This is a genomic window from Streptomyces lasalocidi (genome assembly GCF_005280215.1).
Lineage (GTDB): Bacteria > Actinomycetota > Actinomycetes > Streptomycetales > Streptomycetaceae > Streptomyces > Streptomyces longwoodensis.
Genome location: NZ_SZNQ01000001.1, coordinates 6,125,451 through 6,137,993, shown reverse-complemented (window position 1 = coordinate 6,137,993; position 12,543 = coordinate 6,125,451). Strand labels below are relative to the sequence as shown.

Here is a 12,543-nt window from a genome sequence, read left to right as displayed (position 1 = left end):
TGCGTCGGCGGGCACCGGGACCGTCCGGGCACCGGCGGGCGTCCCGGAGACGGGCGGCCACCTGAACGAGGAGGACGGATGACGACGGCGACGGAGAGTTTCCGCAGGGCACGGGACTTCCTGCTGGAACACCGCGCGGACTGGGCCACGGCGTACGAGGGGTTCGGCTGGCCCCGGCCCGAGCGGTTCAACTGGGCCCTCGACTGGTTCGACGTCATCGCGGACGGCAACGACCGCACCGCCCTGCACATCGTGGAGGAGGACGGCTCCGAGGTCCGGGTCTCGTTCGCGGAGATGGCCGAGCGCTCGGACCGCGCCGCGAACTGGCTGCGCGACCGGGGCGTGGGCGCCGAGGACCGCATCCTGGTGATGCTGGGCAACCAGGTCGAGCTGTGGGAGACCGCGCTCGCGGCGATGAAGCTGCGGGCCGTCGTCATCCCGGCCACCCCGCTGCTGGGCCCCGCCGATCTGCGCGACCGCGTCGAGCGCGGCCGGGTCGGGCACGTGATCGTGCGGGCCGAGGACACCGGCAAGTTCGACGACGTGCCGGGCACGTACACCCGCATCAGCGTCGGCGGCCTGCCCCGGGAGGGCTGGGAGCCGTACGAGGACGTCTACGCGGCGCCCGCCGAGTTCCTGCCCGACGGGCCGACCCTGGCCGACGACCCGCTGATGCTGTACTTCACCTCCGGCACCACCGCCCGCCCCAAGCTGGTCGAGCACACCCACACCTCGTACCCGATCGGCCACCTGGCCACGATGTACTGGATCGGGCTGCGCCCCGGCGACGTGCACCTGAACATCTCCTCGCCCGGCTGGGCCAAGCACGCCTGGTCCAACCTGTTCGCGCCGTGGAACGCCGAGGCGACCGTCTTCATCCACAACTACACGCGCTTCGACGCGGCCCGGCTGATGGCCGAGATGGACCGGGCGGGCGTGACGACGTTCTGCGCGCCGCCGACCGTGTGGCGGATGCTCATCCAGGCCGACCTGACGCAGCTCCGCACCAAGCCGCGCGAGGTGGTGGCGGCCGGCGAGCCGCTGAACCCCGAGGTCATCGAGCAGGTGCGGCAGGCCTGGGGCGTGACCGTCCGGGACGGCTTCGGACAGACGGAGACGGCCGTGCAGGTCGCCAACCCGCCCGGCCAGCCGCTGAAGACGGGCTCCATGGGCCGCCCCAGCCCCGGCTACCGGGTGGAACTGCTCGACCCGGTCTCCGGCGCGCCCGGCGCCACCGAGGGCGAGATCGCGCTGGACCTGTCCGAGCGCCCGGTCGGCCTGATGGCCGGCTACCACGGTGACGCCGACCGCACCGCGGAGGTGATGGCCGGCGGCTACTACCGCACCGGCGACATCGGCTCCCGGGACGAGGACGGCTACATCACCTACGTCGGCCGCGCCGACGACGTCTTCAAGGCCTCCGACTACAAGATCAGCCCGTTCGAGCTGGAGAGCGCGCTGCTGGAGCACGAGGCGGTCGCCGAGGCCGCGGTCGTGCCCGCGCCGGACGAGGTGCGCCTCGCCGTGCCGAAGGCGTACGTGGTGCTCGCCGAGGGCTGGGAGCCGGGCCCGGACACCGCGAAGGCGCTGTTCGAACACTCCCGCCAGGTGCTGGCGCCCTACAAGCGCATCCGGCGCCTGGAGTTCGCCCCGCTGCCCAAGACGGTGTCCGGCAAGATCCGCCGGATCGAGCTGCGCGAGGCCACGGCCGCCGGGTCGGCCGACGAGTACCGCGAGGAGGACTTCCGGTGAGCGCCCCCACGCCCCCGCCGCCCCCGACGCCCCCGACGCCCCCGACGCCGCTGTCGTACGCCCACGGCACCGGCGACACCGTCCTGCTCGGCGACACCATCGGGGCGAACCTGGACCGGGCCGTCGCCGCCTGGCCGGACCGCGAGGCCCTGGTCGACGTGGCCTCGGGGCGGCGCTGGACGTACGCGCAGTTCGGGGCCGCGGTCGAGGAACTGGCGCGGGCGCTGCGCGTGACCGGCGTCGCCAAGGGCGACCGGGTGGGCATCTGGGCCGTCAACTGCCCCGAGTGGGTGCTCGTCCAGTACGCCACCGCCCGCATCGGCGCGATCATGGTGAACATCAACCCGGCCTACCGCACCCACGAGGTGGAGTACGTCCTCAACCAGGCCGGCGTGTGCCTGCTGGTCGCCTCCCTCAGCCACAAGGGCAGCGACTACCGGGCGATGGTCGACCAGGTGCGCGGCCGGTGCCCCGCGCTGCGCGAGGTCGTGTACATCGGCGACCCGAGCTGGGAGGCGCTGCTGGGCCGGGCGCGACCGGACGTGACGTACGACGAGCTGTCCTGCGACGACCCGATCAACATCCAGTACACCTCGGGCACCACCGGCTTCCCCAAGGGCGCCACGCTCTCCCACCACAACATCCTCAACAACGGCTTCTTCGTCGGGGAGCTGATCTCCTACACCGAGCAGGACCGGGTGTGCGTGCCGGTGCCCTTCTACCACTGCTTCGGCATGGTCATGGGCAACCTGGCGGCCACCTCGCACGGCGCGTGCCTGGTGATCCCGGCGCCCTCCTTCGACCCGGCGGCGACCCTGGAGGCCGTCCAGCGGGAGCGCTGCACCTCGCTGTACGGGGTGCCGACCATGTTCATCGCCGAGCTGAACCTGCCGGACTTCGCGTCGTACGACCTGTCGTCCCTGCGCACCGGCATCATGGCGGGCTCGCCCTGCCCGGTGGAGGTGATGAAGCGGGTGATGGCGGAGATGCACATGGAGGAGGTCTCCATCTGCTACGGCATGACCGAGACCTCGCCGGTGTCGCTGCAGACCCGCGTCGACGACGGCCTGGAGCACCGCACGGCCACGGTCGGGCGGGTGCTGCCCCACCTGGAGGTCAAGGTCGTCGACCCGGTCACCGGCGTCACCCTGCCGCGCGGCACGGCGGGCGAGCTGTGCACCCGCGGCTACAGCGTGATGCTCGGCTACTGGCAGGAGCCGGAGAAGACCGCCGAGGCCGTCGACGCGGCCCGCTGGATGCACACCGGCGACCTCGCGGTGATGCGCCCGGACGGGTACGTCGAGATCGTCGGCCGCATCAAGGACATGATCATCCGGGGTGGCGAGAACATCTACCCGCGGGAAGTCGAGGAGTTCCTCTACGGCCACCCCAAGGTCAGGGACGTGCAGGTGGTGGGCGTGCCGCACGCCACCTACGGCGAGGAGGTGCTGGCCTGCGTCATCCCGCGCGACCCGACCGACCCGCCGACCCTGGAGGAGGTGCGCGCCTTCTGCGCGGGGCGGCTCGCCCACTACAAGGTCCCCAGCAGGCTGCAGGTGCTGGACGCGTTCCCGATGACGGTGTCGGGAAAGGTCCGCAAGGTGGAACTGCGGGAGGCGTACGGCGCGTAGGGCGCCCGCGATCATTCGCACCCTGACATGGGGCTCCAGCCGAAAGCGGCTGGAGCCCCTGTTTCACCGGGTCGGTCCGTCAGCAGTTCCTGATGTTCCAGACGGGCGTCCAGTAATAGCTGCGCGAGTAGCTGTACGGCGCGTCCGTGACGTAAGGGACGCCCCCGCTGCCGTTGTAGGAGGTCGCCCGCGTGCCGGGCGTCTGGTCGTTGATCCACGACCCGTACCCGCCCCACGGCATGGAGCGCTTGCCGCAGGCGTACCAGCGCAGGGCGTCGCCCTGGTAGACCTCGCCGCTGTAGGCGCAGAACCAGCCGCTGTGGACCGAGCCCTCGAAACAGGGGTCGGCCGCGGCCAGGCTTCCGTCGCCGGAGGCGAAGTCCCTGGGGCGCACCTCACCGGGGACGGTGACCAGGAGCTCGCCCTTGCCGTTGAGGTGATCGGTGACGCGGCGGCAGGTACCACCGTGCCCAGTGATGCGGTGGCGGTCGCAGCGACGACCGCGAGCATGCGCATGCGCATGCGCATCGAGCACCGCGAACAATGACAACTCGAATGCGGACTTCCGTGGAGCCGTTCCGGCGTCAGCCGTTGTCGTCGGGGAAGCTGGCGAAGTACGCGGCGGCCATGTCCTCGTCCGCGTGGCCCTGTGCGGCCGCGCGCTCCAGCCGCCGGGCGGCCGCCTCGGCCACGTCCAGGCGCACGCCGCTCTTCTCCCCCGCCCGCACGATCAGCCGCGCGTCCTTGGCGGCCGTGTCCACCGCGAACTGCGGCGGGGTCAGCTGGTCGTGCAGGATCAGCGAGGACTTGGCCCGCAGGTAGCCCATGTCCAGCGGGCCGCCCGCGATCGCGTCGAAGAAGTGCTGCGGCTCCACGCCGAGTCCGCGCGCCAGGGCCAGCACCTCGCCCAGCGCGGCGGTGGCCGCGATGACCCAGCTGTTGGCGACCAGCTTGAGCCGGGTCGCGCCGGCCTCGGCGCCGTCCTCGCCGGTCCACACCGTGCGCGCGCCCACCGCGTTGAGCACCGGCGCCACCGCCGCGCGCCCCTCCTCGGGGCCGGCGGCCAGGACCAGCAGTTCGCCGGCCTCGGCGGGCTGGCGGGTGCCCAGCACCGGCGCGTCGAAGAACACCAGCGCGTGCTCGCGGGCGAAGCCGGCCAGGTCCGCGATCGCCTCGACGCCCACGGTCGTCGACTGCACCCAGGCCGCGCCCTCGCGCAGGGCGGGCGCCGCCTGGCGCATCACGTCCAGGACGGCCGGACCGTCGTAGAGCATGGTCAGCACCACGTCCGCGTCCGTGACGGCCTCGGCCGGGGTGCCGGCGACGGTGACGCCGTCGGCGGCCAGGGGCTCGGCCTTGGCGCGACTGCGGTTCCAGGCGCGCACGGTGTGCCCGGCGCGGGCGAGGTTGCGGGCCATCGCGGCGCCCATGATGCCGGTGCCCAGGACGCTGACGGTGAGCTGGTCGGTCATGTTTCCACTTCCCTGTCCGTGTGCCTGACCGCTTGCCTGTCCGTGCGGTCGCGTGACGACGGGGGCCCGGGTACACCGCGCGGGGCGGGGCACACCCGGGCTCCCGGGATCGTCGGACTCCGATCCTGCCGGACGCGGGACACACCGGGCCGTCGGGCCACGCCGTGGCCCGTGGGAGGCGGACGGGAGGGGCCGCGCGCCGCTCAGCCGCCCACGCCGAGCGCGGCCGGCAGCACCAGGACCAGGGTCGCCGCGGCGAACAGGCCGTGGGCGGCGACCACCGGGACGGGCAGGTGCCGCTCCGCGGGCGCCTCGGCGCCGGCCTGCGGGGCGGTGGCCCGCACGACGGGGAGCCAGCTGGGGGCACAACCTGCGTCCGGAGCAGGCCAGTTGGTGTGGGAAGCTGTGCTCGGCCGCCCGGGAGCGGGACGCGGCGGCCGTCGAGAGGAGCGCAGGGTGACACAGGACGGCTTCCGCGCCGAGGACATCGACACCAGCAGGCCGCATCCGGCCCGGATCTACGACTACCTGCTGGGCGGCAAGGACAACTACGAGGTGGACCAGCAGGCCGCCGAGCGGCTGGAGGCCGCCGCGCCCGAGGTGCGGCCGGGGCTGCGGGCCAACCGCGCCTTCCTCCAGCGCGCCGTGCGGTACGTCGTCGACAGCGGCGTACGGCAGATCCTCGACATCGGCACCGGGCTGCCCACCTCGCCCAACGTCCACGAGATCGCCCGGGCGGCGGCGCCGGACGTGCGCGTGGCGTACGTCGACAACGACCCGATCGTCGCCGCGCACGCCGGTGCGCTGCTCAGTGCCTCCGGCACCAACTCGGTGGTGCTGGCCGACCTGCGCGACCCGCGGGGCATCGTGGAGCACCCGGACATCCGCCGGATCATCGACTTCGACCAGCCGGTGGCGCTGCTCCTCGTCGCGATCCTGCACTTCCTCACCGACGCCGACGAGCCGGAGCGGGTCGTCGCCACCCTGCGCGACGCGCTGCCGGCCGGCAGCTGCCTGGTGCTGTCGCACGCCACCGGCGACTTCGCCGACCGCAGCGAGGCCCAGGCCGTCTACCAGCGGGCCACCGCCAGCCTGAACCTGCGTTCCCGGGACCGGGTGGAGCGGCTCTTCGACGGCTTCGAGCTGGTCGAGCCCGGTCTGGCCCAGGTCCCCTACTGGCGCCCGGACACCCCGCCGCCGCCCGGCTCCGAGCTGATCGGCTTCTACGCGGGCGTGGCCCGCAAGACCGGCTGACCCGCGGGCGTCCCGCCCCCGTCCCGTCCGCCCCGTCCGCCCCGCCCCGTCCGCCCGACCCCGGTCCGCGCGCCGGGACGGGCGGGTCCGCCGTCCGCACGCGATGCTGGACGCAGGGCGCAGCCGGGCCGGACGCGGGACGGACGACGGCGCGGGACGAGTCGACGAGGCAGCGGGGAGGCGAGCGCGGTGATCGCCGTCAACCCGACGGACAGCTCCGCGGTGCTGGCCGCCTTCGGCGCGCTCGGGGTGCTGGCGGTCGTCTTCGCCGAGTCGGGACTGCTCGTGGTCGGCTTCTTCCTGCCCGGCGACACCCTGCTGTTCCCGGCCGGGGTGCTCTGCGCGAGCGGCACGGACGGCCGGGCGCCGCTGGAGCTGTGGCAGGTGCTGCTGTGCGCGGCCGTCGGGGCGGTCGCCGGGGGCCAGGTGGGGTTCCTGATCGGGCGGCACGGCGGGCGGGCGCTGCTGGCCCGCTCCCCGGGAGGGCGCCTGGAGGAGGCCGCGGGCCGCGCGGAGCGGCTGCTGGCCCGCTACGGCTACGGCAAGGCCCTGGTGATAGGCCGGTTCGTCCCGCTGGTGCGCACGGTGCTGCACCCGGCGGCCGGCGCGCTGGGCGTGCCCGTGCGGCCCTTCACGCTCTGGCAGGTCGTGGGCGGGCTGCTGTGGTCGCAGAGCCTGGTGCTGGCCGGGTACACCCTCGGCGCGTCGGTGCCGCAGGTCGACCACTGGCTGCTGCCGCTGGTGGCCCTCGTGGTGCTGCTCTCGCTGCTGCCGCTTGCGGTGGAGGTCCGGCGCGAGCGGCGCCGCCGCCGCTCGCCCCCGGACTGACCCCTGCGACCTCTCCCTGCCGCCCCCGCATGCCCTCCGGCCGGCCGGGCACTCGGCCCCGCGATGGAGCCGGTACGGCGAGTCCTGCTGACCGGGTGGTTCAGCTTCCTGGACGGGGAGGCGACCGCCGGGGACGTGCTGGCCCTGGACCGGGTGCGGGTGGTGCTGGACCGGGCCGGCGTCGCCCACGACGTCGCCTGGAGCCCCGGGTTCCGGCCGGACGCGCTGCACCTGGAGGACGCCCGGCCGCAGGACTACTCGCACGTGGTGTTCGTCTGCGGCCCCGCGCACGGGCCCCAGGTCGAGGCGCTGCACCGGCGGTTCGCGGGGTGCGTGCGGATCGCGGTCGGGACGTCCGTCCTCGCGCCCGACGGGCCCGCCGTGCGCGGCTTCCACCGGGTGCTGCCGCGGGACGCGCCCGGCACCGAGCCCTCCCTCGACCTCGCCGCCCGGGCCCCGCGACCCCCGTCCGCCGTGCCGGTGGTCGGCGTCGTCCTCACCCACGGCCAGCACGAGTACGGCGACCGGCGGCGCCACGCGCGCGTGGCCGAGCAGGTCACGCGGTGGCTGGCCGGAGTCGACTGCGCCCGGCTGGAGCTGGAGACCCGGCTCGAAGCCCACGACTGGCGGCTCGGCGCCACGGCCGGCCAGGTGGAGGCGGTGCTCGTCCGGCTGGACCTGGTGGTCACCGACCGGCTGCACGGGCTGGTGCTCGCCCTGCGCTCGGGGGTGCCCGCGCCGGCCGTGGACCCGGTGGCGGGCGGCGCGAAGGTCACGGCGCAGGCCCGCGCCTGCGGCTGGCCCGCGCTGGTGCCCGCCGACGCACTGGACGCGGCGGGGCTGCGGCGGTGGTGGGACTGGTGCCTCACCCACGGGCACGCGGCGGCCGGGCGGGTCCGCGACGACCTGTGCGAGGGCACCGCACGGGACGGCACCGACGCCCTGGCGGCGCTTCTGGAGCCGTCCCGAACCGGTTAGATCCGGGGGTCCACGGGGCACTCGCTCCGGGTGCGCACCCGCCCGGAGCATCAGGAGGGCCCAGTGACCACCGGCCGGCTTCCCGATCACGAACAGCGCATCCTGGACGAGATGGAGCGCGTGCTGCGCCGCGACCGCCGGCTGGACCGGCGGCTGCGCACCCACTGCCGACATCCCCGGCTGGCCCGGGCGGCGGCGTGGTCCCCGCGCCCCTGGGTCGTGGCGGTGTGGCTGGCCGTGGCCGTGGGCCTGATGGTGGCCGGCATCGTCACCGGCGCACCCGGGGTGATCTGGGCGTTCGCCGGTGTCTGGCCGCTGTCGCTGTTCGCGGCGTTCCGGCTGCTGTGCCGGTGGACGGAGCCACCGGGCGGCCCCCGCCCCCACGGCTGAGCCGACGACCGCGGCACGGAGGCGCCGACGACCGCGGCGACCGCGGCACGTCTCCCCGGGCGTCCCGCGTCCCGCCAGGACGACCGGGGATCCGCGCGGCCGACGTCACCCGGTGTACTGCCGCGCCCTCGACCGGCGCTGGGCGTCCTCCAGCAGGCGGAACCGCTCCTCCACCTCGACGGGCAGCACGCGCCGTTCCCTGAGCACCCAGGGCAGGGCCGCCGCGGCCTCGGCGAAGGCGCGCAGCGAGACCGTGTCCCGCGGGACCGTGCGGGCCAGGAACAGGGTGCGGCGCAGCGCGGGCCGGACCGGGCGGCGCAGCCAGGTGAACCACAGGGTGTTGCGGATGCCGTGCGCCCGGCGCAGCGTGGGGTCGCGCACCGTCGACGCCTGGTGGTGGACCGTCAGGTGGTCGGCGTAGGTGAGCCACCAGCCGCCCGACGCGAGGTCGGCCGCGAGCAGCTCCTCCTCCCCGCCGAGCCACAGCCGGGGGTGGAAGCCGCCGGCGGCGCGGAAGGCGTCGGTGCGCAGCACGGTCGCGCCCGCGAGGAACGAGCCGAGGGCCGGGCCGGGCATCCAGGACGGCCGGGTCAGCGGGGAGGTGCGCAGTTCCTCGACGATGGGGTCGTCGGTGCTGCCGGGCTCGACGACGATGCGGGCGGTGACGGAGGCGAGCGCGGGGTGCCGGTCCAGCAGGTCGGCCGCGCCGGCCGGTGAGCCGGGGTCCCACCAGGTGTCGTCGTCGCAGAACACCACGTAGAGCGTGCGTACCTGACGGACCGCCAGGTTGCGGCCGGTCGCGCCGAGGTTGCGGCCGGGGCGCAGCAGGGTCACCTCGGGGTGGCGGTGGGCGACGGCCTCGGCGGAGCCGTCGGTGGAGCCGTTGTCGGTGACGATCACCGGGGGCCGCTCGGGGAGTTCGGCGAGCCGGTCGAGGGTGCGCAGGAGTTCGGCGCGCCGGTTGTGGGTGATGACGACGACGGTCAGGCGCGGGTCGGTCATCGGGCGGCTCCGTCCAGGGCGCGGGCGGCCTCTTCGAGGTACGGGGGAAGCGGGCGGCGGGCGCGCAGCGCGGCGGGCAGCCGGACCAGCGCCTGGCGCAGGGCGCTGCGGGCCTGCGGGTCGTGGCGGGCCTCGGCGGCCAGGTCCCGGGTGCGGGCCAGGGCGTGCGGCAGGGGGCGGCGCAGCCAGTCGGTGAGCAGGGCGTTGCGGCGGAACAGCGCGCCGCGGCCCGCGCGTGACGCCGGGGGCGCCGGGGGCGGGTGGTGGTGGGCGACGACGTCCGGGCAGTGGGTGACGCCCCAGCCGCGGGCGGCCAGGTCGTAGGCGAGCAGGGTCTCCTCGCCGCCGAAGAACAGCACCGGGTGGAAGCCGCCCGCGTCGAGGTAGGCGTCGCGCCGGACGACGCAGGCGCAGGCGAGGAAGCCGAGGACCTGGACGCCGGGCAGGTCCTCGGCGGGGCCCAGCGGGGAGCCGCTCAACACGTCGTTCAGCGGGTCCGGCTCGGCGGCGGGTCCGACCAGGGTGCGGGCGGAGAGCAGGCCGAGCCGCGGGTGGGCGTCCAGGTGGCGGGCGGCGCGTTCCAGGGCGCCGGGCGCCCACCAGGAGTCGTCGTCGCTGAAGGCGACGTAGGGCGTGTCCAGGGCGCGGACGCCCTCGGTGCGGGCGAGGGCACCGCGGTTGGCGGGCAGCCGCAGGGTGCGCACCCGGGGGTGGTGGCGGGCTAGCAGGGCCGGGGTGTCGTCGCTGGAGGCGTTGTCGACGACGAGGATCTCGGGCCGCTCGGGCAGCGCCAGGAGGTGGTCCAGGGTGCTCGCGAGGCGGGGGGCGCGGTCGCGGGTGGCGATGACGACACCGGTGCGGGAGGGGGTCATGGCAGCCGGTCCAGTGCGGTCAGGACGTCCTCGGGGCGGATGCGCAGCAGGGCCGGGTCGGGCTCGGTGCCGTGCGGGTCGCCGTCCGGCCCGGGGTGCCACAGGACCTGGTGGCGGGGGTCGTCCGGCGGGCCCCAGCGGCTGGGCGGGGTGGGTCCGAACAGGGTCACCGACGGGGTCGCGTGGGCGACGGCGAGGTGGGCGAGGCCGGTGTCGCCGCTGACCACGGCGCGGGCGCCGGCGACCAGCGCGGCCAGCCGCCGGTAGGGCAGTCCGCCGCCGAACAGGTCGGTGTCGGGCAGCGCGGCCCGCTTGGCCAGCCCGGCGACCAGGTCGTCCTCGCCCGGTCCCCCGGTGACGACGACGCGCAGGCCGCGTTCGCGCACGGTGTCGGCGACGGCCGCGTACCGGTCGAGGGGCCAGCACCGGGAGGGGGCTCCCGCACCGGGGTGGAGCACGACCGCGCCGGGCGCCGGGGAGGGGCCGGCCGGACGGGGCAGCCGCAGGTCGGTGGGGTCGGCCGGGATGCCGTACGCCTCCAGCAGGCGGCACCAGCGGGCGCGTTCGTGTTCCTCGGCGTACCAGGGCGGCCCCTCGATCTCCGGGGTCCCGGGGTGCGCGAAGGCGAGGAGGCGCCGCGGGCGCAGGGCCTGCAGCAGGCGGTGGCTGGGCGGGCCGTTGCCGTGCAGGTCCACGGCGACGTCGGGCGGGGGCCCGGTCCAGTCGAGGTGGTGGGGCACGGCCCGGCCGGGGGCGGAGGCGGGCAGCAGCCGGTCGACGGCGCCGGTGGCCCGGGCGACCGGCGCGAGGTCGGCGGGCGCGGCGAGGACCAGTTCGTGGCCGGGGAAGGCGCGGCGCAGGGCGCGCAGGGCGGGCACCCCGGCGAGCAGGTCGCCGAGGCCGAGGGCCCGCAGGACCAGGACGCGTCCGGTCACCGCACGCCCTCCGCGGTCCAGGAGCCGGTCCCGGAGACGGTGCGGTCGGCGGGTCCGGGGGCGCCGTCGGGGGCGCCGGTGCGGGTGAGGCCCTCGGCGGCGCGCTCGATGAGGGCGGTGGAGGACCGGCCGTCGAGGTAGGGCAGCAGGACCGCCTGGCCGCCCCACTCCTGGAGCAGGGCCGCCTCGGGGAGTTCGGCGCCCGCGTAGTCGCCGCCCTTGACCCAGATGTCGGGGCGCAGGTCGGCCAGGAGCCGTTCGGGGGTGTCCTCGTCGAAGACGGCCACCGCGTCGACGCAGGCCAGGGCGCGCAGCACCCGGACCCGGTCGGCGAGCGGGGTGACCGGGCGGCCCTCGCCCTTGCGGCGGCGCACGGAGGCGTCGGAGTTGACGCACACCACGAGGCAGTCGCCGAGCCGGCGGGCCGCCTGGAGCAGGCCGACGTGCCCGGCGTGCAGCAGGTCGAAGCAGCCGCCGGCGGCGACGACGGTGCCTTGCCGGGCGCGGACGGCGTCGATCAGGGCGCGCGGGTCGTCCACGGGCGGGGGCGGGCCGGCGGGGTCCAGGGCGGCGCCCGCTCCCCCGGCCCCGACGAACTCGGTCGCGGCGCGGACGGCGCCCTCGACGGCCTCCTCGACGAGCGCGCCGTCGGCGAGCAGTCCGGCCGCGGCGGCGGCGAAACGGTCGCCGGCGCCGCAGGGGTCGCCGTGGTGCGCGGCGGGCGCCGGGACGAGCAGCGGGTTCTCGCCGTACGACAGGAGCGCGCCGCGGGCGCCCAGGGTGACGGTGACGGCGGGGACCCGCCAGTGCCGTACCAGGTCGGCGGCCGCGCGGGACAGGTCGCGCAGGCTGTCGCCGCCCTCGGCGGCGGCGCGGGCCTCCTTCTCGGCGGGGGTGACGAGCCGGGTGCCGGGCACGGGCGGCCCGCCGCGCGGGTGGGGGTCCCAGACCAGCGGGGGGTGTTCGGCCAGTACGTCCCGCACGGCGTCGGCGGCGCCGCGGCCGTAGTCGGAGACGAGGACGGCACGGGCGCCGCGCAGGGCCTCGCGGGCCTCGGTGGTGGCCTCGTGGACCCGGCCGGAGCCCGCGTCGAGGCGGACGACGGGCCGGCCGCGGGCCAGCACCCGTGTCTTCTGCGACAGCGGCCCGGTCAGCGGCAGCGCGATCACCTCGACGTGCCCGTCCAGGAGGCGCAGCAGGGCCCGGCTCGCCGGGTCGTCGCCGATGCCGGTGATCAGCGTGACCGGGCGGCCGTCGCGCGCCGCGAGGTACGCGGCGAGGGCGGCGCCGCCGGGCCGCAGGTGTTCGGCGCAGTCGGCGACGACCGGGACGGGTGCGTCGGGGGCGAGGCGGTCGGCGGTGCCGGTGAGGTCACGGTCGAGCAGGGCGTCTCCGACGACGACCAGCGGGGCGTTCACGGTCATGTCAC

The 12,543-nt window shown here is 76.0% G+C and carries 13 protein-coding genes; 6 read left to right on the top strand and 7 right to left on the bottom strand.

Going from position 1 to position 12,543, the window contains the following annotated elements; genetic code table 11:
• Positions 1-78: 78 nt before the first annotated feature.
• Both E4U91_RS27680 and E4U91_RS27675 read left to right on the top strand, forming a co-directional pair.
• Positions 79-1,752 (top strand): AMP-binding protein, encoded by a 1,674-nt coding sequence (locus E4U91_RS27680; protein WP_137309348.1) that lies wholly within the window; start codon positions 79-81, stop codon positions 1,750-1,752.
• Positions 1,749-3,383, top strand: coding sequence for an AMP-binding protein (locus E4U91_RS27675; protein WP_422070913.1), 1,635 nt, complete (start codon positions 1,749-1,751; stop codon positions 3,381-3,383). Before E4U91_RS27680 ends, E4U91_RS27675 begins: the two co-directional genes overlap by 4 nt.
• A 79-nt stretch (positions 3,384-3,462) precedes the next feature.
• On the opposite strand, the gene E4U91_RS27670 is transcribed toward E4U91_RS27675, so the two are convergent.
• From E4U91_RS27670 to E4U91_RS38185, 3 genes are all read right to left on the bottom strand, one after another.
• Positions 3,463-3,918, bottom strand: a complete 456-nt coding sequence (locus tag E4U91_RS27670; RefSeq protein WP_137309347.1) for a hypothetical protein — start codon at positions 3,916-3,918, stop codon at positions 3,463-3,465.
• A 49-nt stretch (positions 3,919-3,967) separates the two neighbouring features.
• Positions 3,968-4,855, bottom strand: a complete 888-nt coding sequence (locus E4U91_RS27665) for an NAD(P)-dependent oxidoreductase (RefSeq protein WP_137309346.1) — start codon at positions 4,853-4,855, stop codon at positions 3,968-3,970.
• Positions 4,856-5,058: 203 nt separating this feature from the next.
• Positions 5,059-5,199: a hypothetical protein gene (locus E4U91_RS38185; protein WP_168218029.1), complete on the bottom strand. Its 141-nt coding sequence runs from the start codon at positions 5,197-5,199 to the stop codon at positions 5,059-5,061.
• A 112-nt stretch (positions 5,200-5,311) separates the two neighbouring features.
• Between E4U91_RS38185 and E4U91_RS27660 the strand changes: the two genes are divergently transcribed.
• The 4 genes from E4U91_RS27660 to E4U91_RS27645 all read left to right on the top strand — a co-directional run bounded on the left by E4U91_RS27660 (position 5,312) and on the right by E4U91_RS27645 (position 8,305).
• A complete protein-coding gene (locus E4U91_RS27660; protein WP_137309345.1) occupies positions 5,312-6,109 on the top strand; it encodes an SAM-dependent methyltransferase in 798 nt (265 codons plus the stop codon).
• A 189-nt stretch (positions 6,110-6,298) separates the two neighbouring features.
• Positions 6,299-6,937 (top strand): DedA family protein, encoded by a 639-nt coding sequence (locus E4U91_RS27655; protein ID WP_137309344.1) that lies wholly within the window; start codon positions 6,299-6,301, stop codon positions 6,935-6,937.
• 63 nt (positions 6,938-7,000) lie between these two features.
• On the top strand, positions 7,001-7,915 hold the full coding sequence (locus E4U91_RS27650) for a glycosyltransferase family protein (RefSeq protein WP_137309343.1): 915 nt from the start codon (positions 7,001-7,003) through the stop codon (positions 7,913-7,915).
• A 63-nt stretch (positions 7,916-7,978) separates the two neighbouring features.
• Positions 7,979-8,305 (top strand): DUF3040 domain-containing protein, encoded by a 327-nt coding sequence (locus tag E4U91_RS27645; RefSeq protein WP_137309342.1) that lies wholly within the window; start codon positions 7,979-7,981, stop codon positions 8,303-8,305.
• A gap of 105 nt (positions 8,306-8,410) precedes the next feature.
• On the opposite strand, the gene E4U91_RS27640 is transcribed toward E4U91_RS27645, so the two are convergent.
• Genes E4U91_RS27640 through rfaE2 form a run of 4 tightly spaced genes read right to left on the bottom strand, consistent with a single transcriptional unit; the run spans position 8,411 to position 12,538 of the window.
• Complete coding sequence (locus E4U91_RS27640; protein WP_137309341.1) at positions 8,411-9,307, bottom strand: glycosyltransferase family 2 protein; 897 nt, start codon at positions 9,305-9,307, stop codon at positions 8,411-8,413.
• Positions 9,304-10,179 carry a glycosyltransferase family 2 protein gene (locus E4U91_RS27635; protein WP_137309340.1) on the bottom strand — a complete coding sequence of 292 codons (876 nt, stop codon included), beginning with the start codon at positions 10,177-10,179 and terminating at the stop codon, positions 9,304-9,306. The genes E4U91_RS27640 and E4U91_RS27635 overlap by 4 nt, the downstream gene beginning before the upstream one ends.
• Positions 10,176-11,114 (bottom strand): glycosyltransferase family 9 protein, encoded by a 939-nt coding sequence (locus E4U91_RS27630; protein ID WP_241678700.1) that lies wholly within the window; start codon positions 11,112-11,114, stop codon positions 10,176-10,178. The genes E4U91_RS27635 and E4U91_RS27630 overlap by 4 nt, the downstream gene beginning before the upstream one ends.
• Positions 11,111-12,538, bottom strand: a complete 1,428-nt coding sequence (gene rfaE2 / locus E4U91_RS27625) for a D-glycero-beta-D-manno-heptose 1-phosphate adenylyltransferase (RefSeq protein ID WP_137309339.1) — start codon at positions 12,536-12,538, stop codon at positions 11,111-11,113. The genes E4U91_RS27630 and rfaE2 overlap by 4 nt, the downstream gene beginning before the upstream one ends.
• Positions 12,539-12,543 lie beyond the last annotated feature (5 nt).